Here is a 23433-nt window from a genome sequence, read left to right as displayed (position 1 = left end):
TGCCCAAACCTACTGCGCGTCGCGCTTTGCGGCCGGCGATGCTCACCGTACTGGAAGTACGGTTGCGCTTCCCGACCACCTATTCCTTCCGCTCGCTACGGTTGTGTCAGGTGTTGCGACGTTTGCGGTCTTATTACTCTGTGTCTCATGCTTACCTGCAGCAACGTCGCATCAAACCACTGCGGAAGCTGGAACCGGCCTCCACTCCACCTGAAAGCAGCCCCATGTTGACCGGCCTGAACCACCTCACCCTGTCCGTGCGCGACCTGGCGCGCAGCGTGGCCTTTTACCGCGACACCTTGGGCCTGCACCTGCATGCGCGCTGGGACAGGGGCGCGTATCTGTCGGCCGGGGATTTGTGGCTGTGCCTGTCGCTGGATGGACAGGGCACGGCCGCGCTGGCCAGCCCGGCTTACACGCACTACGCGTTTTCCATTTCCACGGAAGACTTCGCCGCCTTTGCCGCCCGCCTGCGCGCCGTCGGCGTGCCCGAATGGCAGCAAAACCGCAGCGCCGGCGATTCCCTGTATTTTCTCGACCCGGACGGCCACCGGCTGGAAGCCCATGCTGGCAGCCTGGCGCAGCGGCTGGCGGCCTGCCGCGCAGCGCCGTATCAGGGCATGGTGTTCGAGGATTGAGACCGGCAAGATCGCATATTTATTGAATTCGTTAGATTCATTAGAAAACGAAAAATGCAAGCACCGTTGCCGTGAAAAAACACTGTCACGCCTCGGTATACCCTTGATAACCTTGCTTTTAAGACTTAATCAGCCTGACAAGATTCCATCCATCAATAGGCAAATTTGCCACATTTTATTGCATAAATAAAAATATTGATTGAAAATAGTTAACACTTATTTGGCAAATTCACTAAAATCGATGACGCATCAGGAAATTCCCAATGATGCATGATCAGTTTTGAGGGCAAACCCGTCGAAAGGCGGGGACGCAAAGCCACCGGCCTACCGCGCGCAAGCGCCACGGCAGCGGGGCTGCCAATGCAGGGCCGGGACCGCCAGCGCGCGGCGCCAGCCTGGAAGCATTGTCGAGATGTGGCCCTCGCCCAACTCGGAGAGTTTCGCCATGAAAAAAATCATTCCCCCGCATCACCGTCACGGGCGCCTGCTGCTGGGCGCCACAACCGCCCTCCTGCTGGCCGCTTGCGGCCCCGGCCAGGAGACTTCCACGCCGCCCGCCGCCATCGCCACGGCAGCGACACAGTTCACCGTCGAGGTGCCCGTCGTCCCCGCCGCCGTCGGCGCGCTGGTGGTGCAACCGATGTTCCATGCAGCCCCGGCCCTGCTCGATGCGCCTGACGGGCGCGACAGCGCCAACAGCAGCGGCTCGGCCCACTGGCGGCCGCACTTGCAAAACGTGCCCGGCGCCATGCGGGAAATGACCACGCGCCGCCTGACGGCGCAAAAAATCGCCGCCTCGGAACAGGCGGCACAGGATATCGCCCCCTTGCTGGACGGCGGCGCGGGCGACATCGCCGCGCCCATGGCCGGCAGCAGCGTGGTGGCGACCTATTCTCCCGCGCAAATCCGCGCCGCCTACGACTTGCCCGCCCTGCCGGCGGCCGGCACGGCGCTGACGCCAGCCCAGGCGGCCCAGCTGGGCGCGGGACAGACGATCTACATCGTCGACGCCATGCACAACCCGAACGCAGCGGCCGAACTGGCCATCTTCAACCAGAAATTCGGCTTACCCGGCTGCACCACCAAGGCTATCGCCACGAATGCCACCCTGCCCTTGCCGCCCGCCCCGGCCAGCGGCTGTGAATTTTCTGTTGTCTACAACACGCCATCGAGCACCATGACGGCCACGGCGCCCGCCTATAACTCGGGCTGGGCCATGGAAATCGCACTCGACGTGCAGTGGGCGCATGCCACGGCGCCGCTGGCGCGCATCGTGCTGATCGAGGCGCCCGACGCTTCCATCAACAGCCTGCTGGGCGCCGTGCGCCTGGCCAACCAGATGGGGCCTGGCGTCGTGTCGATGAGCTTTGGCGCCGCCGAAGGCAACTGGACAGCATCCGTCGACAGCGCCTTCACGGGCAAGAACATGAGCTACCTGGCCGCCACGGGCGATTCGGGCAGCGGCGTGTCCTGGCCGTCCGTGTCGTCCAACGTGCTGGCCGTGGGCGGCACCACGCTCAGCTACAGCGGCAGCGGCGTGCGCAGCGAAACGGCCTGGTCCGGCACGGGCGGCGGCATCAGCGCCTATACGGCACTGCCCGCCTACCAGACGGCCAGCGTGCCCGGCCTGACCAACTTGCTGCGCCGCAACGTCGCCGACGTGGCCTTCAATGCCGACCCCGCCACCGGCCAGTACACGGCCGTGATGACACCCGGCAGCAGCACCGCCAGCTGGCTCAGCATCGGCGGCACCAGCCTGTCCACGCCGCAATGGGCCGGCCTGGTCGCCATCGCCAACGCCAGCCGCGCGCTGCAGGCGAAGGCGGCGCTCGGCCTGCCGCACAACATCTTGTACGGCCAGATCGCCAGCGTGCCCGGCACCTTTGCCAGCAGCTTTGCCGACATCACGCGCGGCAGCAACGGCACCTGCAGCGTGTGCACGGCCAGGGTCGGCTATGACCCGCTGGGCGGCCTGGGCACGCCGAACGTGAAAAGCCTGCTGGCCGGCCTGTCGGGCACGCAGATTGCACCGACCGCGCCCGTGGTGGCGCCGGCCAGCATCAGCGGCGCGGCCGGCAAGCCGCTGTCGTTCACCGTCTCGGCCACCGCCGCCAATCCCCTCAGCTACACCATGCTGGGCGCGCCGGCCGGCATGAGCATCGCCGCCACGGGCGTGGTCAGCTGGGCCGCCCCCGTCGCGGGCACGTATGCCGTGACCATGGTGGCCAAGGATACCGTCAGCGGCCTCAGTGGCCAGGGCGTGTACGCCATCGTCATTACCCCCGTCGCGCCGCCCGTCGTCGGCGCCGGCGCCATCACGGGCAAGGTTGGCACGGCCCTGGCGTTCAATGTCAGCGTCTCCGCCCCCAATCCCGTCAGCTACACGCTCGCCGGCGCGCCGGCCGGCATGACCATCAGCAGCGCCGGACTGGTGAGCTGGGCCGCGCCCGTGGCCGGCACCTATGCCGTCACCGTGACAGCCACGGACAGCAAGACTGGCCTGAGCGGCAAGGGTATCTATACGGTGGCCATCGCCGCCCCGCTGCCCCCCGTCGTCACGGTAGCCAGCGTGAGCGGCAAGCCGGGCGTGGCCCTGTCGTTCACCGCCACGACGGTGGCGCCCAACCCCGTCACGTACAGCCTGTCAGGCGCGCCGTCCGGCATGGCCGTCAGCGCCGCCGGCGTCGTCAGCTGGGCCAGCCCCGTGCTGGGCAGCTACAGCGTGACCGTCATCGCCAAAGATAGCAAGACGGGCTTGACGGGCCAGGCCGTGGCCACGGTGAAAATCGCCGCCGCCGGCCCCACGATCAGCGCCGCCGCCATGACGGGCGTGGCCGGCAAGGCCATGAGCGGCAGCATCGTGCTGACGGCGCCGGGCGCGAACGCCCTGTGGATCTCCATCCTCGGCGCGCCGCTGGGCATGCAGTTTTCCATGAGCGGCATGACCATCACGGCCACCTGGCCGCAACCGGTGGCCGGCAGCTATGCGCTGAAGGTCGTGGCAGTGGACAGTAACGGCTTGACGGCGCAACTCAACGTACCCGTCACCGTCACGGCCAGATAAGCGAACGGGGCCCGCCAACGGGGCGCACCGGGACTCCAGTCCTGGTGCGCCCCGTTTTGCATGCGCGCAGCCGTTGCAACGAATCCAGAAAAGGAGTATAAATAGTCCATATACAGAGTTTTAATGAAGGATATGTCATGAATCTCGCCTACGCCTACCCCAAGAGCCGCTTCGAGCCGGCCGTGCTCGTCGACCTGAATGCCAAAGCCGAGCGCGAGCGATTGTCGCAGGCGGCCTTGAAAGGATTTTTCAAGCTGGCCGCCGCCTGGAAGCTGCGCGACGACGATGCGCGCGAATTGCTGGGCGGTCTGTCCAGCAGCGCCTGGTACGAGTGGAAGAAGCACCCGGACCGCGTGCTGGAAGTGGACCGCATCACGCGCATTTCCTATTTGCTGGGCATCTACAAGGCCTTGCACATCCTGTACGGCGACAAGCTGGCCGACGAATGGGTGAGTTTGCCCAACAAGAATCCCATCTTCGGCGGCCGCACGCCCCTGTCGCAGATGCTGGCCGGCGGCTTGCTGGCCATGCAGACGGTGCGCAAGCTGCTCGACGCGCGCCGCGGAGGGCTGTGATCGTGCCTGCCACCCAGAATGAGCACCTGCCGCCGCTGGCCGCCTTGCGCCAGATCGACACTTGCCGCCTGATTCCCTCGCGCTTCGCCGACATGGAAGACTCCGTGCTGGCGCCCCTGGCCGAGAACGACGATCACCTGCGCGAGCTGTTCGAGCTCGACAACGCGACCAACGCGCGCCTGGTGGCCGAGTACGGCGGCGCGCCAGGAATTGGCGTGGACGAGCTGGTTTTTGGCGTGCCGCACTTTCGCATCATCAACGCCGCCTACACGTATGCCCGCCCGGAAGGGGCGCGTTTCAACGATGGCGAACGGGGCGCCTGGTATTGCGCCTTCGACATGCCAACGGCGCTGGCCGAGATCATTTTCCATAAAACCGTGGAATACCAGGAAATCGACTATTTCGACGACAGCGTCAATTACCAGTCGCTGCTGGCCGATTTTTCCGCCAGTTTCCACGACTTGCGCGGCCAGCAGCGCTACCAGGCTTGCCTGGACCCGGCCAGCTACATCGCCTCGCAAGACCTGGCCGCCATCCTGCTCGAAGCGGGCTCCATGGGCGTGATCTTCCCCAGCGTGCGGCACGCCAGCGGCACCAACCTGGCCTGCTTCCGCCCTGCCCTGGTGGGCAATGTTCGCAAAGGCGCCGCCTATCGGTTAACATGGCGGGGTACGCCGACGCCGCAGGTGGAAGCCTTGCCAGGCAAATAAACCGCGCGCACCGGCACCCGACTCACCGCAACCTGATATTTCGCATGCAAACCAATCCTGAAAAAGACACCGAACTGCGCCTCAAAGTGAACAGCGAAACGGCCCGCCTGGCCTGGAGCGAGCTGGAAAAGCATTTCGCCCAAGGCAACGTCGTCTGGGTCGCCAATGAACTGGACCTGGTCGAAGTGGCCGTGCGCATCTCGCACGACGACAAGGCCACCATCACGCAATGGATGGTCGATGGCAAGGTCGCCAAGGTGTCGGACCAGCAGGCGCTGGACTGGCAGGCAGCCGATGCCGCGCTGTGGGCCGTCGTCGTCAGCCCGTTCATTCTGGTGCAGCAGGAAAAGCCCACCAAACACTGATGCCTACAGGCTGCGCTCGAGCATCAGGCGCAGCGCAACGCTGCCATCGAGGGTCGTCACGCGGTCGCTGCGGCCTTCGCCATCCCCCCAGGATTGCCCCTGCACCTGTTGCTGGTGCAGCAGGTTGGCGGCCGACAGGCGCACGCGCGTTTTCGCGTCCGGCTGCCACAGCGCATACGCGTCGAGGGTGCGCCGCACGCCCGCATGGCTGCCGGCGTGCGCATCGAGCCGCGCCAGGCCGCCCGTCTGCACGTTCAGATTGCCGCCCATGCTCATCCCCGGCGAGCGCCGGTAATCGAGTCCCAGGTTGAGCGTGGCCGGCACCTGGCTGGCCAGGCGGTTGCCGGGACCCGGCACGGCGGCGACCCTGGACCAGTTGCGCCCCGCATTGGCGCGCACGTCGACGTCGGGCGCCTGCGCCCACCAGGTCCGCACGGGGAATTTCACATCCAGTTCGATGCCGCGCACCGTGGCCGCGCCATTGTTGAACGGGCTGGCCGTCCAGACGCCGTCGTGCAGGACCAGGCGCTGCACGGTGACGTCGCTGATGCGCCGCGTGAATGCCGACAGGCTGGCCACGCCGCTCTTGCCAAAATAGCTTTCATACGCCGCGTCCAGCCCCCACGCCAATTCCGGGCGCAGGTCGGGATTGCCCTGGAAATCGGGATTGTTGGCGCTGTTGCCATTGTTGACGGTATAGCGGCGCGGCACCAGGTTGCGCGTGGTGGGCGCCTTGTAGGTGCGCGCCAGCGCCAGCCGCAGCTGGTCGCGCTCCTGCTGCGGCAACTTCCACAGCAGCTGCGCCACGGGACTCCAGACGCTGGCCCGCGTGCGCACTTCGCTCAAGGTGCGGCCCTCGGTCGCCGTCTGCAAGCCTTCCCAGCGCACGCCCACATACATTTGCAGCCGGGCCGTCACCTCCCATTCATCCTGCGCATACAGGGCCAGGCGCCGCACGTCGGCCGTATAGTCTTCATCGAGCGCATACGGCGCGCCGCCGGCAAGATACGTGTCGCGCTGGCGGCGCGACTCGCTGCGGCGTATCAGGCTGCCATCCCAGCCCAGGCTCAGGGCGTGGCCGCCACCGAGCCGGCCCAGGTACTTGCCGCTGCTGTTGACGCTGTCGTCGACGGCGTCGGAAACCACGCCGCGCAGCAGCAGGGGTGCGCCGGCGGCCGCCTCGCCATGGAAAAGGTAATCCGTGTCGCGCCGGTTGTGGTTGACGCCCAGCCTGGCCGTCAGCTTGCCCGCCGTCCCCAGCGAGTGCGCCCAGCTCACATCGCTGCGCGCTGAAAACACGCTGGCTTGCGAGGTGGCGCCATTGCGCGGATAGCTGGAGGCCGCCCCCAGCAAGGTCGTTTCGCGCGCCACGCCGTCAAACCCCGTGCGGTACCAGTCCAGCAGGCTTTGCCAGGTGATGGTATCGCCCTTGTCCAGGGTCCAGTGCAGGCGCGGCGTCAGGCTGGCCTTGTTGACGGACGAAGCATTGCGCGTGCGCGTGTCGCGCTGCGCCAGCAGCGTGCCGGTGGCATCGGCGCTTGTTTCAGTCATCCTTCCCGCCACGTCGTCGGCAGTGCGCTCGAGCGCGCCCGTCAGCGCATAGGCGAAACCGGGCAGCTTGTCCGCCACGCGCAGCGACGCGGCAGGTTGCCAGCGGCCATCCTGCCGGCCCGCGCCCAGCTTCCCTTCGCGCTCGGCGCCGCTGGCGCCCTTGCGCAAGACCACGTTGATGCTGCCGGCGACGGCCTGCATGCTGTATTCGGCCGTCGCGCTGCGCAAAATCTCGATGCGCTCGATCATCTCGGGTGCTATCGATTCGATGGAAAACCCTGGTGGCGCAGGGTCGCCGTTGATCAGCATCTGCGTGTAGCCGCCCCCCAGGCCCCGCATGCGCACCTCGCCGCCGACGACGGAGACGCCGGGCTGGCGTTTCAACGTCGCGGCCAGGCTGCTGTCGCCATATTGGGCCAGGTCGTCGCGGCTGACGATGATCTTCGCGGCCGTGTCGTCACGCCGCTGCTGTACGCCGCTGGCGGCGGTAATTTCAACCTTTTGCAGCGGCGCATCGTCGGCGCAGGCCGCGGCGGGCAAGAGCAGGAAAAAAAGCGGGGATAAAAGCGGAGGGAAAAGCGGGGAAAACGGGCTGGCGCTGCGCATGATGCCTTTTTCTACACTGCGGGTTGGGAAGCGCAGTGTAGAGGATTTGACAATGCGCAGCAAGCGCATTGTCCAGCCATGCTCAATGCCCGCCGCCCAGATACGCCGCGATCACCTTCGGATCGTTTTTCAGGCTTTCCGCCGGCCCGTGCACGGAAATGCTGCCGTTTTCCAGCACATAGCCGTAATCGGCCACGTTCAGGGCGGCGGCGGCGAATTGTTCGACCAGCAGCATGGTCACGCCTTCGGCCTTCAAGCGCGTGATGATGCGGAAGACTTCTTCCACCAGAATCGGCGCCAGGCCCATCGACGGCTCGTCCAGCAGGATCACTTCCGGATTCAGCATCACGGCGCGGGCCATGGCCAGCATTTGCTGCTCGCCGCCCGACAAGGTGCCGGCCAGCTGGTCGCGCCGCTCCTTCAGGCGGGGGAACAGTTCCAGCGCCTTGTCCAGGTCGCCCTTGATGTCGCCTTTCGGGCGCGCCCGCGTAAAACGGGGGAAGGCGCCCAGCAGCAGGTTGTCCGTCACCGACATCGAGGCGAACACCCTCCTGCCTTCCGGCGAATGGGCCAGTCCCGCGCGGGCGATGCGGTGCGAATCGAGCCCCGTGACATCCTTGCCGCCCAGGGTGACAGTGCCGGATTTCGGTTTGAGCATGCCGGAAATGGCGCGCATGGTGGTGGTCTTTCCGGCCCCGTTCGAGCCGATCAGGGTCACCAGCTTGCCCTTCGGGACGTCGAGCGAAATGCCGTGCAAGACTTCGACTTTGCCGTAGGCGGCGTGCAGATTGTTAATGGTCAGCATGGTCTTCCTCTCAATGCGCCGCTGGCGCCAGGGTTTCGGCGCTGCCGCCCAGGTAGGCTTCGATCACCTTCGGGTCACCCTGCACGGCACTCGGCACGCCTTCGGCGATCTTCTGGCCGAAGTCCAGCACCGTCACCACGTCCGACAGGGCCATCACCACGTCCATGTGATGCTCGATCAGGATGATGGTGATGCCGTGCTCGCGGATCTTGCGGATGATGGCCATCAATTCCTTGATGTCGGGCGCCGTCAGGCCCGCCGCCGGCTCGTCGAGCAGCAGCAGGCGCGGGTTCAGGCCCAGCGCGCGGCCGATTTCCAGCAGCCGCTGCTTGCCGTACGGCAAATTGCGCGCCTCTTCGTTGGCCAGGTCGGCCAGGCCGACGAATTCGAGGATGCTGGCGGCCCGCTCGCGCGCCGCCTTCTCTTCGCGCTTGTAGCGGGGCGTATGCAGCATCACGTCCAGCACGTTCGATTTGAACGTGTTGTGCAAGCCCACCAGCACGTTTTCCGTCGCCGTCATCTCGCCGAACAGCTGCACGTTCTGGAAGGTGCGCGCCACGCCGCCCAGGGCGATTTCGGACGGCGTGCGGCCGGAAATCACCACGCCGGCAAATTCCACCTTGCCCGCCGTCGGCTTGTAGATCCCAGTCAGCACGTTCATCATCGTGCTCTTGCCCGAGCCGTTCGGCCCGATCAAGCCGTGCACGGAGCCCTGCGTGACGTTCAAGTCCACCTGGTTCAGCGCTTTCAGGCCGCCGAACTGCATCAGGGCCTGCTCCACGCGCAGCAGGGTCGCGCCCTGCTGCCCGCCCTGGGCATGGTCGAACGGCGCCACGCCGTGCGAAGCGACGGCTTCCACATGGCGCCGGCCCTTGCCGATAAAGCTCATCAGGAAGCCGACGATGCCGTCCTGCAGGTAGTACACGACAAATAAGGTCATCAGGCCGAAGATGGTCAGGCGCCAGTCGACCATGTTTTCCAGCTTGTACGAATACGCGGCCAGGCCGATGGTGGCCACCAGGGGCACGAGCACGCCGCGCACGGTGGAGCGCTTCTTCGCCAGCATGATGATGGATCCGATCACGCCCAGCACGGCGGCGCCGACGGCGATCTTGCGGAACAATTCGATATCCGACAGCAGGCTGGGCAGCATGACGACGATCAGGGCGCCGATCAGGGCGCCGGAACGCGTCTTGCGTCCGCCCATGATGACGGCCAGCAGGAACAATATCGTCAGCTCGAAGTTGTAGGTATTGGGCGAAATGTACTCTTCCGAATACGCATACAGGCTGCCGGCCAGGCCCGCGAAGCCGGCGCTGATGACGAAGGCATACACCTTGTAGCGGTACACGGACACGCCCATGCAGTCCGAGGCGATGGGGCTGTCGCGCAAGGCTTCGAAGGCCCGGCCCAGGTTCGATTTCAGAATGCGGTGCACCACCACCAGCGAGATCACCAGCAGCGCGGCGACCATGTAGTAGTACTCGACCTCGGAAAGCTTGTGGCCGAACAGGACGGGCTTGTGGATCTTAATGCCCATCGGCCCTTCCGTCAGGAAGCTCATTTCATTGATCAGGATTTGCACGATGGTGCCGAAGGCCAGGGTCACCATCGCCAGGTAGGGCCCCGTCACGCGCAGGGCCGGCAAGGCCAGGATGGCGCCGAAGACGGCCGCGCCCAGGATGCTGGCGGGGATGGCCAGCCAGAACGGCGCGCCCAGCTTGAACACCAGCACGCCCGTGGCGTAGGAGCCGATGCCGAACAGTCCCGCGTGGCCCAGCGACACCTGCCCCGTGTAGCCGACGACGATATCGAGACCGAACAGCAGGATGGCATAGATCAATATGGTCTCGGCCAGGTGGATGTAATATGGGTTCGGAATGACGATGGGGAACAGCGCGAGCACGGCCAGTCCCGCCGCGCTCAACGCCAGCATGGTGATTTTCTTGTTCATGTCGTCCTCAGACTTTCTTGATCGCGGCTTTGCCGAACAGGCCGGACGGCTTGATGGCCAGCACCAGCAGCAGGAGCAGCAGGCCAGGCACTTCCTTGTAGCCGGTGGAGATGTAGTAGCCGGTGGTCGTCTCGGCGATGCCCAGGATCAGCCCGCCGACGATGGCGCCCACGCCCGACGTCAGGCCGCCGATGATGGCCACGGCAAACGCTTTCAAGCCCAGCGAAGCGCCCATGGTCGCGCCCGTCAGGGTCAGCGGCGCCACCAGCACGCCCGCAAAGGCGGCCGTGGCCGACGACAGCGCGTAGGAAAACGTGATGACCATGCCCGTGTTGATGCCCATCAAACCGGCCGCGTCGCGGTCATTGGCCGTCGCCACGACGGCCTTGCCATAGATCGACTTGCGGTTAAATACTTCCACGGCCAGCATGATGGCCAGCGCGCCGACGATGACGGCCACCTGCATCTGCTGCACATTGGCGCCGAATACCTGGAACGGCGCGGCCGACAGCGGCGACGGGAACATCAGGTCATCCTTGCCCCAGATGTTTTCCGCCACGTTCTTGAAAATGATGGCCAGCGCGATGGTCGACATGATCCAGCCGAATTCGGACTTGATCTTGATGGCGGGCCGCACGCCTATCCATTCGACGAACACGCCCTGCAAGGCGCCGAAGACGATGACGATGGGGATCATCAGCAGATAGCTCATGTACGGCCCGCCATGGATGGTGCCCACCAGGGAGAGGCCCACGAGCGCGCCCAGCATCAGGGATTCGCCCTGGCCGAAATTGAGGGTGCCGGAAGTGGCAAAGGTCAGCTGGTAGCCGAAGGCGATGACGGCATAGATCATGCCCAGCGCGATGCCGCTGAAGACGAGCTGCAGGAAGATTTCCATGGTATTCCCCGGAAGACGAAAGATGAAAAAATGGCCAGTCCTGATTCCTCAAGGCTGGCCACTGCGCGGCGACTGTCCGCCAGGCTTATTTCGCGAGGACGACCTTGCCGTCCTTGACTTCGCCAAACACGGTCAGGTCGGCCGTGATCGCTTCATGGTTGGTCTTGCTGAACGGTTTGTTGTAGGTGGTGACGGCGCCTTCCACCTTTTCGTTCAGGTTTTCCAGCGCGGCGCGCACTTTCGGGCCGTCCGTGCCGCCCGCCTGCGTGATGGCCGCGGCCAGCAGGTAGATGGAATCGTAGCCTTGCGCAGCCGAGACGGCCGACGGCATGCGTCCGCCCGATGGCTTGTAGGCGGCCACGTAGGCGTCGATGAAGGCCTTGCGTTTCGGCGTGCTGGCGTCCTGGATGAAGGTTTGCGGCATGCGCGTACCGTTGCCGTTCTTGCCCGCGTTGTCGATGAAGTTACCCATGGCCAGGGTCCAGCTGCCGATCAGCGGCACTTTCCAGCCCAGTTTTTCCATGCCGTTGGCGATCTGCGCCAGTTCCGGGCCGATGCCGTAGGTCAGCACGACTTCCGCGCCCGCCTGCTTGGCTTTCAGCAACTGGGCCGTCATGTCGACGTCCTTGATGTTGTATTTTTCCACGACGACGGGCTTGATGCCCTTCTTGTCCAGCGCCTTTTCCAGATCTTCGCGGCCCAGCTGGCCATAGTTGGTGGAGTCGGCCAGGATCGCCACTTTCTTGAACTTGCGGTTTTCGATCGCCTCGTGCACGATCATGCCGGACTGGATGGTGTCATTGGCCGCATTGCGGAAGATGTAGTTTTCCGGCTGGTCGGCGAATTGCTTGGTGACGATGGAACCCGTCGCCACATTGTTCATGACGGGAATCTTCGCTTCCTGGTAGAAACGCTGCGAAGCGAGGGCCACGCCCGTGTTGATGTAGCCGACGGTGGCGGCGACCTTTTCCTTGTTGATCAGTTCCTGGGCGATCTGCACGCCGCGTTCGTTCTTCGCTTCGTCATCGCGCTCGATGAGCAGCAGGGAACGGCCCAGCACGCCGCCCTTGGCATTGATTTCAGCGACGGCCAGCTTGACGCCGTCGCGCATCGACACGCCCATCGGCGCGGAACCGCCCGTAAACGGTCCGGACACGCCGATCTTGATGGGGTCGGCTGCGACTGCCGCCTGCGAGAAACCCAAAACCAAACTTGCCACGAGCAATTTCTGTTTCAAATTCATTGTCATCTCCTCTGATACAACGTTTTTAATGCCACTTATTTTTATAGTCGTACGCTGGATAACCGCCCCATCGATAAATCATTGTAGGTGAGTAAACATGCACCAGCAACAACTACATATGACGCGTCGCAACATGCGGAAAAGCCGCAATTGCAGGCCTGTTGTCAGTCTTTTGTAAGGAAAATATGGCGCAAATTGGCGCACCTGCGCCATTTGGCAACAGTCCTGCCGCCGGTACAGGGCCGCCCGACGACTGCGACAGCATGCTGATCTGGCGCAATACCGCCACTGCTCAGCATGCTAACGTCGGCCATGCCAGCGCATGCGCGCCGGCCCCGTCAGCCACTCCCACCGCATGGAGGCGATATGCAGCGCGCGTCAAATTCACTCATTTTTCCCTTGCTACTCGGCGCCGGCGCCAGCCTGCTGCTGGGCGGCTGCGCCACCGACCTGGCGCCCGTGCGCACCTTTGCCGAGCAGACGCAAAAGATGTCGGTCCACTTCGAACCCATGCTGGCGGGCGGCGTCCACAGCTGCATGGACAAGTCCATGCGCAAGCGCCTGATCCTGGCAGAGCGTTTCGATGCGCAAGCGAGCGAACAGGCGGCGCGCGCCGATTGCGCCGCCATCGCGCAAGCCAGCGTATCGATCGCCAGCCTGAACGACGTCCTGCTGCGCTACGCCCATACCCTGGCGGCGCTGGCCGACGACAAGCTTCCCGTCTACAAGGAAGAATTTGGCGGACTCGGCAATGCGCTGGGCGGCCTGGCGCAGCCGGACGGCGGCGCGCCCCTGCTCGATGCGGACAAGCTGGCCAAGGTCGTCAAATTGAGCGAACACCTGAGCCGCCTGGCCACGCAGCGCCTGCAGAAATCGGCATTGCGCGAATTGCTCGACGAGCAGGAAGCCGTCGATATCGTCAGCAATGCGCTCAAGGAATATGCCCAGCGCAGCTACCGTGCCGGCCTGCAGGATGAATTGCGCGACCTGGCCCAGTTGCGCGGCGCCGTCGACAACGCCGCGCCGCGCGAACCGCTGGCCGCCAATTACATCCGCACGCGATTGCACCTGGAAGGCCGGCAATTGCAGGAAAGGGAAAAGATCGTCGCCGCCTACGTCGTCGCCGTCGACACGCTTCAAGCGAGCGTGGCGGCGCTGCGGACCAATCTCGAGCGCCTGCAGGCGCCCGAACTGGAACGGCAGCTGGCGCAGTTTTCACGCGACGTCGCCACGCTGCAGCGGCAGGCGGCGTTCTATGCCCCCGCCCGCTGGTAAATGACAGGCCCACCGGAGAATCCCATGGCCCAACTGACCGAACTGACGAAAGACCAAAGCTACGCCATCGCCGACAGCCTGGCGCAGGCATCGAGCCTGGTGCTGGAATTGCGCATCCGCGAACGGGAAGCGCTCACGCCGGACGAGCGCGCACTGCTGGAACAATATGAAAACCACCTGGACCAGATGGTGGCGCTGTTCCGCGCCTACGGCATCGCGCTGACGGCCGCCGGCGCCGAGCAGGCGCGCGGCGATATCGAGGGCGCCATCGCCAGGGGCAAGCAGCAGCTCAAGCGCATCGCCGACGTCAAGGCCGCCATCAGCGCGGCCGCCAGGCTGGTCGACCTGGGCGCCGCCATCCTGTCTCGCGACCCGTTCGCCATCGGCGAGGCGGCGGCCAGCCTGCGGGCCAGGCCGAAGAAAGAAGAAGCGGCGTAGGCGGGCGCCTCAGGGCTCGGGAGGACGGTGCCCCATCGCATGCGTGGCCATTTTCAGGTACAGGTTCGCCTGTTCTTCGCTGTGCGCATAGCCCATGCGCCCTTCGCCCAGGGCGACGGATTTCTGCTGCAGCGCTTCCGGGTAGTCCAGGTCGCAGGCGGCGTCCAGCCAGTGACGCGCCCGTGTTTCATCGGCGTCCTGCAGCATGTTCGCCACGATGAACATGGCTGGCGCCACGCCGCGTTGCGCGGCCAGTTCCAGCCAGCGCAGCGCGGCGGCGCTGTCCTGCGGGCCGCCCATGCCGTTCTTGTGCATCAAGCCCAGGTAATACGCGGCAGGACCGCTGCCCTGCCCCGCCGCGTGCTCGAACAGGGCGCGCGCCTGCGGCTGGGTCGCCTCGCCCGCGCGCATCAAGACCTTGGCCTGGGCCGTGAGGTCCGGCCCTGCCGATGCCAGCGGCGATACGGCCAGGGCGACGACAAACACCCATGCCTTCATTTCGACAGGTCGAGCTGATACAGCGCAAAGCCCTTGCCGGCGCCGTCGTCAAGCTTCAACTGCGTGACGTTATCGATGCCGGCCGCTTTCGCCAGCTCGATCACGTTCGGCGCGGAGTGGAAGACCACCGGGCCTTTCGTCGCGGCCCTGGCGAAGGTCCAGCTGCGCGCCGAGCCGTTTTTCGCGCGCGTCAGGTTTTTCTGCTGCGTGACGTAGGCGATCAGCAGTTCGCGGTTGTTGTCGGGCGAGGCCACCACCGTCTTGCTGCCATCGAGGCCGGGGAAATTGCCGCCGCCGCTGGCGCGGTAGTTATTCGTCGCGATGAGGAATTCCTGGCTGGCGTCCACCGGCTTGCCCTTGAACGTCAAGCCCTGGATGCGCTGGCCCGGCGGCTGCGTGACGTCGATCTGGTAACGCACGTCGGCGCTCGTGAGCGTGTCGAAGTTGTAGCTCGGATGGGCCGTGTTGACCAGTTCCTGCGGCTCGGTCTTGTTGACATCGATGGTATTGAAGCGCCGCGCCGACTGCTCCAGCCACGCTTTCAGTTCCGCGCCCGTCATCTTCACGCCGTACAGCGCGTTCGGATACAGATACAAATCAGCCGCGTTGTTCAGCGCCACGTTGCCCGCCTTGACGTCCGTGTAATCGGACACGCCGGCCGAACCGCTCTTGAATGGCGACGACATCGACAGCACGGGCAGGTGCGCGTACTGCGGCAGGTTCGCCTTCACATACGCGGCCAGATAGCCCGCCTGCGCCTGGTTCACCACCTCGATGGCGCTGACGTCGCCCACGTCGGCGAAATACGTCGACATGCGGAAGTCGGTGGCGCCGACCGGCGTCTGCACGTAGGCGATGGTGGCCGCGTGCTCCTCCGCCACCAGTGCGGCGATGGCTGCGTCGGGCTGGACGTAACTCTTGTCCGCATTCTGGATGCCGCGCGCTTCCACCGTCGTGGCGCTCTTGTCGACCACCCACTGCTTGCCGTCGTGGCGCAGGCGCAAACCGATCACGCCCAGGTGCTTGCCCCACAAATTGGCCATCACGGTGGGCACGCCGTTGACCAAGCCACGGGCCTTGTCGACGCCGGGCAGATTAAACTGCGGCACCGTGCTGGCCGCGTTCGGGAACAGCTGGTGCGAATGGCCGATCAGCATGGCGTCCACGCCCGGCACTTGCGACAGGTAGTAATTGCCGTTTTCCATGGTCGGCGAATACGGGCTGTCATCGAGGCCGCCGTGCGAGATCGCCACCACCAGCTCGGCGCCCCTGGCGCGCATCTCCGGAATGAATTTTTCCGCCGTCTCGCGCACGCCCTGCGTGTAGACGCGGCCTTCGAGCCAGCGCTTGTCCCAGGCCATGATGGTGGGCGGCGCGAAGCTGATGATGCCCACCTTCACGGTGGCGGTGATGGCCTTGCCATCGGGGCCGGTGGCCGTGATCTGCTTGTCGATGATGTGATATGGCGCAAACAGGGGCTTGCCCGTCTTGACGCTGTAGACGTTGGCCAGCACTTGCGGGAACGCGGGGCCGGCGCAGCGCGGCTTACTAGCATCGACGCTGTCGACGTCAAACTGGTTGCCCGTCACCTGGCTCAAAAACGCCAGGCCGTAGTTGAATTCGTGGTTGCCGATGCCGCCGCCGTCCACCTTCAGCAGATTCATGGCCTTGTAGATGGCCAGGGTCTGGTCGCAGGCCAGCGGTTTCACGAGGGCCTGGTAGTCGGCCAGCGCCGTGCCCTGGATGGTGTCGCCGTTGTCGAGCAAAAGGTTGTTCGGATACTGCGCGCGCGCCTGCGCGATCAAGGCCGCCGTGCGTTCCAGGCCGATCGAGGGTTCCGCCTGCAGCTTGTAGTAATCATAACTGAGCACATTCGCGTGCAAGTCCGTCGTCTCCAGCAGGGCCAGCGTGGCGCTGCTGCCGGCCGGCGCGGCCGATGGCGCCCGGGCAGGTCCGGTGGCGGCGGGCGGCAAGGCGCCGCAGCCGGCCAGCAGCAGCGGTAACAGGGCGAGACGGGGAAGTTGAAGCATGATGTATTCCTGTGGAAAGACAATATCGCCAGCATCATACGCAGCACGGCAGCCATCATCAAGGCAAAAATATTGTCGCAAATACAGCAAAATCGCCATATTATTGCCCCGCGCGGCATCGATTCGGCGCCGCCGGCATCAGAAACCGGCCGCGCTCGCGTATAATTCAAGGTTTGATTTCACCATAGAAGACCAGAACATTATGGAAGCCGAACGCATCAATATCATCTCCGCCCTGCTCAACGACCTGACGGTCCGCGAAGCCGAACTTCGGAGGTATCTTTGACTTCACTGTCAAGTCGGAGAAACTAGAGCAAGTCAACGAAGAGCTGGAAGATCCAACCGTCTGGAACGATCCCAAGCGCGCCCAGGACCTCGGTAAAGAGAAGAAGGCGCTGGAAGCCATCGTCTTCACCCTGGCCAAGGCCGATGCCGACCTGCGCGACACCCGCGACCTGTTCGACATGGCCCGCGAAGAAGGCGACGACGAGACGCTCGAAGCGATCGAGCAGGACGTGCAGGAAATCCGCAAGGTCATCGAAAGCATGGAATTCCGCCGGATGTTCAACAATCCGATGGACCCGAACAACTGCTTCATCGACATCCAGGCCGGCGCCGGCGGCACGGAAGCCCAGGACTGGGCCTCGATGCTGCTGCGCCAGTACCTGCGCTATTGCGAACGCAAGGGCTTCAAGGTCGAAATCCTGGAGCAGTCCGACGGCGAGGTCGCCGGCATCAAGACGGCCACCCTGAAGGTCGAGGGCGATCACGCCTACGGCTTCCTGCGCACGGAAACGGGCGTGCACCGCCTGGTGCGCAAGTCGCCATTCGACTCGGCCAACGGCCGCCACACCTCGTTTACGTCGCTGTTCGTGTACCCGGAAGTCGACGATTCGATCGAGATCGACGTCAACCCGGCCGATATCCGCGTCGACACCTACCGCGCGTCGGGCGCCGGCGGTCAGCACATCAACAAGACCGACTCCGCCGTCCGCATGACCCATGCGCCGACCGGCATCGTGGTGCAGTGCCAGAACGACCGTTCGCAGCACCGCAACCGCGCCGAAGCGATGGAAATGCTGAAAGCGAAACTGTACGAGCATGAACTGCGCAAGCGCATGAGCGAACAGCAGAAGCTGGAAGACTCGAAGACGGACGTGGGCTGGGGTCACCAGATCCGCTCCTACGTGCTGGACCAGTCCCGCATCAAGGACTTGCGTACCGGTTTCGAGACGGGCAATACCAAGGGAGTGCTCGATGGCGACATCGACGAGTTCATTTCCGCCTCGCTCAAGCAAGGCGTATAAGGATGAACGCATCCGCTCCGGTGCAGCGCGCCTTCCTGTTCGACATGGATGGCACGATCGTCGACAACATGGCCTTCCACACGACATCGTGGCTGGCGTTCTTTGAACGCCACGGCCATGCGCTGGACGCGGATGCCTTTTTCCGCGACACGGCGGGACGGCAGGGACACGAAATCATCGCCAAGTACCTGGGCGCGGATGCCGACCACGTCACCCTGCTGGCGGAAAAGGAAGTCGTCTACCGCGAACTGTATGGCCCGCATCTGGCCACGGTGCCTGGCTTCGACCGGCTGATCGCCAGCGCGCGCCAGGCTGGCGTCGGGCTGGTGGTGGGCACGGCAGCGCCGAACGAGAACATCGCGTTCACGCTCGATGGCCTGGACCTGCGCCACCGCTTCGACGCCATCGTCGGCGCCGCCGACGTGGAGCGGGGCAAGCCGCACCCGGACGTTTTCCTGAAAGGCGCGCTGCTGGCCGGCGTGCTGCCGCAAGACTGCATCGTCTTCGAAGACGCGCCCCTGGGCGTGGAAGCGGCGCGCCGCGCCGGCATGCGGGTCGTGGTGCTTACCACCACCCTGCCGGCCGAGGCGTTTGCCGCCTTCGACAACGTCATTGCCATCGTGCCGGATTTCTCCGCACTCGACGTCGACGCACTGTTTGCCAGCGTGGCGCCAGCGCTGGCGCCACATCATCAATAATCACCAACGAAGAACACCATGACTACGGATATCCAAGAACAAGCCGCCGCCCCCGATGAAAACAAGATCATCGCCGAGCGCCGCGTCAAGCTGGCAGCACTGCGCGAACAAGGCGTCGCCTTCCCGAACGATTTCCGCCCCGAGCACAAGGCGGCCGACCTGCACGCGCAATACGGCGGCAAGACGCGCGAAGAGCTGGAAGCCGAACCTGTCACCGTGGTGCTGGCCGGCCGCATGATGCTCAAGCGCGAAGCGGGCAAGAAAGCCGCTTTCGCCACCCTGCAAGACGCCTCCGGCCCGAAGGCCGACGGCCGCATCCAGATCTACGCCACCTTGGACCTGACCGGCGAAGCGGCCATGGCCGCCCTGCACCACTATGACCTGGGCGATATCCTGGGCGTGACGGGCACCCTGTTCAAGACCAAGACGGACGAACTGACCATCAAGGTCACGGAACTGCGCCTGATCACCAAGTCGCTGCGCCCGCTGCCGGACAAATTCCACGGCCTGGCCGACCAGGAAACGAAGTACCGCCAGCGCTACGTCGACCTGATCATGAACGAAGAGACGCGTCGCACCTTCAAGGCGCGTACCGCCGCCATCTCGTCGATCCGCCGCTTCATGGAAAAGAACGAGTTCATGGAAGTGGAAACGCCGATGCTGCACACGATCCCGGGCGGCGCCGCGGCAAAACCGTTCATCACGCACCACAATGCGCTCGACATGCAGATGTTCCTGCGCATCGCGCCCGAGCTGTACCTGAAACGCCTGGTCGTGGGCGGCTTCGACCGCGTGTTCGAGATCAACCGCAACTTCCGCAACGAAGGCGTGTCGATCCGTCACAACCCTGAATTCACGATGATGGAATTCTACGCGGCCTACACCGACTACAAATGGCTGATGGACTTCACGGAAGCCGTCATCCGCCAGGCCGCCATCGACGCGCACGGCACCGCCACCCTGACCTACGGCGGCCGCGAACTGGATCTGGCAAAACCGTTCCACCGTCTGACCATCGTCGAAGCGATCAACAAGTATGCTCCAGGTTACACCGCCGAGCAGTTGAACGATGCCGAATTCATCAAGGAAGAGCTGAAAAAATTCGGCGTCAAGCCGTTCGCCACGGCCGGCCTGGGCGCGCTGCAACTGGCGCTGTTCGAAGAAACGGCTGAAGCGCAGCTGTGGGAACCGACCTACATCATCGACTACCCGGTCGAAGTGTCGCCACTGGCGCGCGCTTCCGACACGGTGGCTGGCATCACGGAACGCTTCGAGCTGTTCATGGTGGGCCGCGAAATCGCCAACGGCTTCTCCGAGTTGAACGACGCGGAAGACCAGTCGGCCCGCTTCCTGGCGCAAGTCGCCGCCAAGGACGCCGGCGATGAAGAGGCGATGTTCTACGACGCCGACTACATCCGCGCGCTGGAATACGGCATGCCGCCAGCCGGCGGCTGCGGCATCGGTATCGACCGCCTGATGATGATCATCACGGATTCGCCGAACATCCGCGACGTCCTGCTGTTCCCGCACCTGCGCCGCGAAGAGTGATGAACACCTGAAAAATCTACTGCGCGTCGCGATTTGCGGCCTGCGATGCTCACTGCCTCGGCGGCCCCGTGCCTAGCACAGTTGCGCTTCTTAGCCGCAACTCCCATCCGCTCGCTACAATTTTTCAGGCGTTCGATGCTTCAAGGCAAAAAAAAGCCGCCTGGTCTTGCGATCAGGCGGCTTTTTTACGTCTCCCGCAGGCCGTCAGCCGGCCACGGTCACGCGCTGGTGGCTGCGGCTGGCCTGCTGCGCCGCCAATGCGGTGGCGAGCGCGCGCATGCCGTCGTCGCCGGTGGCGGCAGGCTGCCCTTCGCCGCGCATGGCGCGCTGGAAGGCGCGCACCGAGCGCACGTACAGGTTTTCATGCTCGACGGGGATGTCGACGCTGCCGCCGTCGCTCGTCAGGGTAATGCTGCCGACGGGACGCTGCGTCATCACGCCCGTGGCGAAGATGGTGCCCTTGGTGCCGATGATTTCCACGCCGGACAGCGAATACGGCGCGTTGAACGCGTCGTGCACCTGCACCAGGGTGCCGTTGTCGAATTCGATGACGGCCATCAGGCCCTCTTCCAGCCCGGCCACCGTCATGCCGCCGCTGGTGGCGCAGGCAGTGACGTGGCGCGGTTCCGAGTCCAGCAGGAAGCGCAGGGTGTCGACATCGTGCACGAACATGTCGAGCGTGACACCACCCGACTCCGGCGCGTCCAGGCGCCAGCCGCGCAAATGCTGCGGCAGATTATTCGCGTGCAGCACGCGGCCATACAGGGGCTGGCCGATCTCTCCCGCGCGTATCAGCTCGCGCACCTTGCCGTGGCTGGCGGCGTTGCGCAGGTGGTGGTTAATCCCCAGCACCACGCCCGCCTCGGCGCAACCGTCCACCATGCGGCGCGCGTCGTCCAGGTTCAGCGCCAGCGGCTTCTCGCACAGCACGTGCTTGCCCGCGCGCGCCGCCTGCAAGGTCTGCGCCATGTGCCACTCGTTGGTGGTGCTGATGTAGACGGCGTCCGCGCCCGGATGGGCCAGCGCCGCATCGAGGTCGGTATAGCTGGCGGCGATGCCGAACTGCTCGGCAAAGGCGGCGCCGCGCGCAGCGTCCCGGCTGACCACGGCCAGCACTTCCGCGTCGCCCTGCTGGCGGATCGCGTCGACCATCCATTCGCGCGCCACGGTGCTGGCGCCGACCAGTATCCATCCGATTTTCTTCATTCGATTCTCCCGTTAAAAAGTGTGGCGCAGGCCGAGGTTCCAGGCCTGGTTGCCGGTGCCGTTGTCGGTGGCGTTGCCCACCACGTAGGCGGCGCCGTTGCGGTTATCGATATGCGCGTAAGCCGCGTACAAGGTGCTGCGCTTCGACAGCGCATAGGTGTAGCCGATGCCGACCTGGGAAGCGTCGCCGTTGGCGGCGCGCCGGTCGTCGCGCCGCACGTACGAGAACAGGACGCGGTGCGGGCCAAAAGGCACGGTGGCGCCCAGCATCAGGTCCGCGCTGTCGACCGTGGTGGCGGCGCCCGCCGTGCTCTCGCTGACGGCGACGGCGCCATGCGCCTTGACCACGCCGAAGTCCCAGGTGGCGCCCAGCACCGTGTTGCGCGCCCTGCCCGCCACCAGCGCGTTTGACAGGGTGTTGGCATCCTGGTGCGCCAGGCGCACATACAGCGGCCCGCTGGCATAGGTGGCCGCCGCGCCCGTGTAGCGCCTGGCCGAAGCATCACCGGGCACTTCGCCGAAACCGTACGCCAGTTCGCCGGAAAGGCCGCCGCGCACGGGCGAGCTGTAGGTGATGCTGTTGTCGACGCGGCTGATGTAGCCGGCCGTGAAGACGTTGCTCATCCTGCCCGCAAAACCCAGGTAGAACGGGTCCAGCGCCCCCAGGCTGCTGTCGATGAACGTATACTGGCGGCCCAGCCGCAGCGTGCCCGCCGCGCCGCCCAGGCCGACGAAGGCCTGGCGCCCGAACAGCAGGCCGCCCTGGGCCGAAGCGCCCGTGTCGGCCAGAATGCCCGCATCCATCGTAAACAGCGCCGTCATGCCGCCGCCCAGGTCTTCGCTGCCCTTGAAACCGAGCCGCGAGCCATTGGCGATGCCGCTCGTCACCTTGAGCACCCTGCCGCCGGCGCCGCCGCTCTCGGACACCACGCCCATGTCCATGATGCCGTACACGGCCACGTTCGACTGCGCGCAGCACAAGCCGCTGCCGGCGCCGATGATCATTGCCCCTACTACCTTCTTCTTCATGTCTTGCCCTGTCGATCTTCTTGTGAAAACTGTTCCTGGCTCACCAGGTGGCGCGGACGCTCGCCGCGCAAACCGGCCAGCAGGTTGTCCACGGCCTGCTGCGCCATGGCGTAGCGCGTTTCGTGCGTGGCCGAGCCGATATGCGGCAGCGCCACCACGTTCGCCATGCGCGGCAGCGGATTGTCCGGCGCCAGCGGTTCGCGCTCGAACACGTCGAGACCGGCGCCGTGGATGCTGCCCTGCTGCAGCGCCTCGATCAGCGCCGCCTCGTCGACGATGCGCCCGCGCGAACCGTTGATGAAGATGGCGCCGGGGCGCATCAGCGCGAACTCGCGCCTGCCCATCATGCGTTCCGTCTGCGCCGTCAGCGGCAGCACCACGCAGACGAAGTCCGACCCGGCCAGCAAGTCGTCGAGCGCCACCTGGCGCGCGCCCAGCGCCGCCTCCACTTCGGGCACGGCTTCGCCGTTCACGTACAGCACCTGCATGCCGAAGCCCAGCGCGGCGCGGCGGGCGACGGCGCGGCCGATGCGGCCCATGCCCAGCATGCCGATGGTCTTGCCATGCACGTTGACGCCATACTGGCTTTCGCCCACGCTGCGCGTCCAGCGTCCCGCCTTGACGAATTCGGCTAGCTCAACGACGCGCCGCGCGCTGGCGAGGATCAGCGCGAAGATCGTGTCGGCCGTCGTTTCCGTCAGCACGTCCGGCGTATTGGCCAGCAAGATGCCCCGTTCGCGCAAGTAATCGACGTCGAACTGGTCGACGCCCACCGAAATGGTGGAAATGATGCGCAGCTCTTCCGCCGGGTCCAGCAGTTCGCGGTCCAGGCGCACGCTGGCACCCAGCAAGCCGTGCGCGCCGCGGATGGCGGCGGCGAATGCGGCGCGGTTGCCCGCATCGATCGCCTCGAAATACGTCACCTCGCATTCGGCGCGCAGGCGCGCCAGCAGCGGCTCGGCCAGTTTTTTGTACACAACCACATGTTTTTTCAC

The 23433-nt window shown here is 65.0% G+C and carries 20 protein-coding genes and 1 riboswitch; of the genes, 10 read left to right on the top strand and 10 right to left on the bottom strand.

The genetic code is table 11. The annotated features are described in order from the left end of the window. Positions 1-224 precede the first annotated feature (224 nt). The 5 genes from fos to OX459_RS09275 all read left to right on the top strand — a co-directional run bounded on the left by fos (position 225) and on the right by OX459_RS09275 (position 5352). The gene (gene fos / locus OX459_RS09295; protein ID WP_289904736.1) at positions 225-638 is read left to right on the top strand and encodes a fosfomycin resistance glutathione transferase; all 414 of its coding nucleotides are present in this window, start codon (positions 225-227) and stop codon (positions 636-638) included. Positions 639-913: 275 nt separating this feature from the next. Beyond that, a riboswitch (cyclic di-GMP riboswitch) is annotated at positions 914-1000 on the top strand. Positions 1001-1083: 83 nt separating this feature from the next. Further along, on the top strand, positions 1084-3702 hold the full coding sequence (locus OX459_RS09290) for a S53 family peptidase (protein ID WP_289904735.1): 2619 nt from the start codon (positions 1084-1086) through the stop codon (positions 3700-3702). A gap of 137 nt (positions 3703-3839) precedes the next feature. Then, positions 3840-4277: an MbcA/ParS/Xre antitoxin family protein gene (locus OX459_RS09285; RefSeq protein WP_071076812.1), complete on the top strand. Its 438-nt coding sequence runs from the start codon at positions 3840-3842 to the stop codon at positions 4275-4277. A 2-nt stretch (positions 4278-4279) separates the two neighbouring features. Further along, entirely contained in the window at positions 4280-4987 is a 708-nt protein-coding gene (locus tag OX459_RS09280; protein WP_289904734.1) for an RES family NAD+ phosphorylase, read from the top strand. A 44-nt stretch (positions 4988-5031) separates the two neighbouring features. Then, the gene (locus tag OX459_RS09275) at positions 5032-5352 is read left to right on the top strand and encodes a DUF2288 domain-containing protein (protein ID WP_251348370.1); all 321 of its coding nucleotides are present in this window, start codon (positions 5032-5034) and stop codon (positions 5350-5352) included. 3 nt (positions 5353-5355) lie between these two features. Here OX459_RS09275 and OX459_RS09270 read toward each other — a convergent pair whose 3' ends face one another. The 5 genes from OX459_RS09270 to OX459_RS09250 form a co-directional block, all read right to left on the bottom strand. Further along, positions 5356-7443 carry a TonB-dependent receptor gene (locus OX459_RS09270; protein WP_289904733.1) on the bottom strand — a complete coding sequence of 696 codons (2088 nt, stop codon included), beginning with the start codon at positions 7441-7443 and terminating at the stop codon, positions 5356-5358. 148 nt (positions 7444-7591) lie between these two features. Beyond that, positions 7592-8314 carry an ABC transporter ATP-binding protein gene (locus OX459_RS09265; RefSeq protein ID WP_099667581.1) on the bottom strand — a complete coding sequence of 241 codons (723 nt, stop codon included), beginning with the start codon at positions 8312-8314 and terminating at the stop codon, positions 7592-7594. Positions 8315-8324: 10 nt separating this feature from the next. Continuing rightward, positions 8325-10268: a branched-chain amino acid ABC transporter ATP-binding protein/permease gene (locus OX459_RS09260; protein WP_289904732.1), complete on the bottom strand. Its 1944-nt coding sequence runs from the start codon at positions 10266-10268 to the stop codon at positions 8325-8327. Between the two features lie 7 nt (positions 10269-10275). Then, entirely contained in the window at positions 10276-11166 is an 891-nt protein-coding gene (locus tag OX459_RS09255) for a branched-chain amino acid ABC transporter permease (protein WP_034782923.1), read from the bottom strand. 85 nt (positions 11167-11251) lie between these two features. After that, positions 11252-12409: an ABC transporter substrate-binding protein gene (locus OX459_RS09250; RefSeq protein ID WP_046682990.1), complete on the bottom strand. Its 1158-nt coding sequence runs from the start codon at positions 12407-12409 to the stop codon at positions 11252-11254. Positions 12410-12775: 366 nt separating this feature from the next. Here OX459_RS09250 and OX459_RS09245 point away from each other — a divergent pair, with 366 nt between their 5' ends. Both OX459_RS09245 and OX459_RS09240 read left to right on the top strand, forming a co-directional pair. Then, positions 12776-13684, top strand: coding sequence for a hypothetical protein (locus OX459_RS09245; RefSeq protein WP_289904731.1), 909 nt, complete (start codon positions 12776-12778; stop codon positions 13682-13684). Between the two features lie 24 nt (positions 13685-13708). Then, the gene (locus OX459_RS09240) at positions 13709-14122 is read left to right on the top strand and encodes a hypothetical protein (protein WP_289904730.1); all 414 of its coding nucleotides are present in this window, start codon (positions 13709-13711) and stop codon (positions 14120-14122) included. Positions 14123-14131: 9 nt separating this feature from the next. On the opposite strand, the gene OX459_RS09235 is transcribed toward OX459_RS09240, so the two are convergent. Both OX459_RS09235 and OX459_RS09230 read right to left on the bottom strand, forming a co-directional pair. Next, positions 14132-14620, bottom strand: coding sequence for a hypothetical protein (locus OX459_RS09235; protein ID WP_289904729.1), 489 nt, complete (start codon positions 14618-14620; stop codon positions 14132-14134). After that, complete coding sequence (locus OX459_RS09230) at positions 14617-16650, bottom strand: bifunctional 2',3'-cyclic-nucleotide 2'-phosphodiesterase/3'-nucleotidase (protein WP_289904728.1); 2034 nt, start codon at positions 16648-16650, stop codon at positions 14617-14619. The genes OX459_RS09235 and OX459_RS09230 overlap by 4 nt, the downstream gene beginning before the upstream one ends. A 202-nt stretch (positions 16651-16852) precedes the next feature. On the opposite strand from OX459_RS09230, the gene prfB reads away from it, so the two are divergent. From prfB to lysS, 3 genes are all read left to right on the top strand, one after another. After that, positions 16853-17957, top strand: a protein-coding gene (prfB, locus tag OX459_RS09225; RefSeq protein ID WP_150130978.1) for a peptide chain release factor 2 whose coding sequence is annotated in 2 segments (ribosomal slippage) — positions 16853-16933 and positions 16935-17957 — 1104 coding nt in all. Because the reading frame shifts where the segments join, the coding sequence is not laid out codon by codon here. A gap of 2 nt (positions 17958-17959) precedes the next feature. Further along, positions 17960-18655, top strand: a complete 696-nt coding sequence (locus OX459_RS09220) for an HAD family phosphatase (protein ID WP_289904727.1) — start codon at positions 17960-17962, stop codon at positions 18653-18655. Between the two features lie 18 nt (positions 18656-18673). Continuing rightward, the gene (gene lysS, locus OX459_RS09215; RefSeq protein ID WP_099667574.1) at positions 18674-20203 is read left to right on the top strand and encodes a lysine--tRNA ligase; all 1530 of its coding nucleotides are present in this window, start codon (positions 18674-18676) and stop codon (positions 20201-20203) included. A gap of 204 nt (positions 20204-20407) precedes the next feature. Here lysS and OX459_RS09210 read toward each other — a convergent pair whose 3' ends face one another. From OX459_RS09210 to OX459_RS09200, 3 genes are read right to left on the bottom strand one after another with little or no spacing between them, the layout of a single operon-like run. After that, positions 20408-21409 (bottom strand): Gfo/Idh/MocA family oxidoreductase, encoded by a 1002-nt coding sequence (locus tag OX459_RS09210; RefSeq protein WP_289904726.1) that lies wholly within the window; start codon positions 21407-21409, stop codon positions 20408-20410. 12 nt (positions 21410-21421) lie between these two features. Next, entirely contained in the window at positions 21422-22438 is a 1017-nt protein-coding gene (locus OX459_RS09205; protein WP_289904725.1) for a porin, read from the bottom strand. Further along, on the bottom strand, positions 22435-23433 hold the full coding sequence (locus OX459_RS09200) for a D-glycerate dehydrogenase (RefSeq protein WP_289904724.1): 999 nt from the start codon (positions 23431-23433) through the stop codon (positions 22435-22437). The genes OX459_RS09205 and OX459_RS09200 overlap by 4 nt, the downstream gene beginning before the upstream one ends.

It is taken from the genome of Janthinobacterium sp. SUN026 (assembly GCF_030397625.1).
GTDB classification, from domain to species: domain Bacteria; phylum Pseudomonadota; class Gammaproteobacteria; order Burkholderiales; family Burkholderiaceae_D; genus Janthinobacterium; species Janthinobacterium kumbetense.
This window is presented reverse-complemented; position numbering and strand designations above follow the sequence as displayed.

Bases quoted from the DNA above. Each gene is read 5' to 3' on its own strand.
- fos (WP_289904736.1), top strand. From the start codon at position 225: ATGTTGACCGGCCTGAACCACCTCACCCTGTCCGTGCGCGACCTGGCG.
- OX459_RS09210 (WP_289904726.1), bottom strand. From the start codon at position 21,409: ATGAAGAAAATCGGATGGATACTGGTCGGCGCCAGCACCGTGGCGCGC.
- OX459_RS09205 (WP_289904725.1), bottom strand. From the start codon at position 22,438: ATGAAGAAGAAGGTAGTAGGGGCAATGATCATCGGCGCCGGCAGCGGC.
- OX459_RS09240 (WP_289904730.1), top strand. From the start codon at position 13,709: ATGGCCCAACTGACCGAACTGACGAAAGACCAAAGCTACGCCATCGCC.
- OX459_RS09220 (WP_289904727.1), top strand. From the start codon at position 17,960: ATGAACGCATCCGCTCCGGTGCAGCGCGCCTTCCTGTTCGACATGGAT.
- OX459_RS09250 (WP_046682990.1), bottom strand. From the start codon at position 12,409: ATGAATTTGAAACAGAAATTGCTCGTGGCAAGTTTGGTTTTGGGTTTC.
- OX459_RS09255 (WP_034782923.1), bottom strand. From the start codon at position 11,166: ATGGAAATCTTCCTGCAGCTCGTCTTCAGCGGCATCGCGCTGGGCATG.
- OX459_RS09245 (WP_289904731.1), top strand. From the start codon at position 12,776: ATGCAGCGCGCGTCAAATTCACTCATTTTTCCCTTGCTACTCGGCGCC.
- OX459_RS09290 (WP_289904735.1), top strand. From the start codon at position 1,084: ATGAAAAAAATCATTCCCCCGCATCACCGTCACGGGCGCCTGCTGCTG.
- OX459_RS09230 (WP_289904728.1), bottom strand. From the start codon at position 16,650: ATGCTTCAACTTCCCCGTCTCGCCCTGTTACCGCTGCTGCTGGCCGGC.
- lysS (WP_099667574.1), top strand. From the start codon at position 18,674: ATGACTACGGATATCCAAGAACAAGCCGCCGCCCCCGATGAAAACAAG.
- OX459_RS09275 (WP_251348370.1), top strand. From the start codon at position 5,032: ATGCAAACCAATCCTGAAAAAGACACCGAACTGCGCCTCAAAGTGAAC.
- OX459_RS09235 (WP_289904729.1), bottom strand. From the start codon at position 14,620: ATGAAGGCATGGGTGTTTGTCGTCGCCCTGGCCGTATCGCCGCTGGCA.
- OX459_RS09260 (WP_289904732.1), bottom strand. From the start codon at position 10,268: ATGAACAAGAAAATCACCATGCTGGCGTTGAGCGCGGCGGGACTGGCC.
- OX459_RS09285 (WP_071076812.1), top strand. From the start codon at position 3,840: ATGAATCTCGCCTACGCCTACCCCAAGAGCCGCTTCGAGCCGGCCGTG.
- OX459_RS09265 (WP_099667581.1), bottom strand. From the start codon at position 8,314: ATGCTGACCATTAACAATCTGCACGCCGCCTACGGCAAAGTCGAAGTC.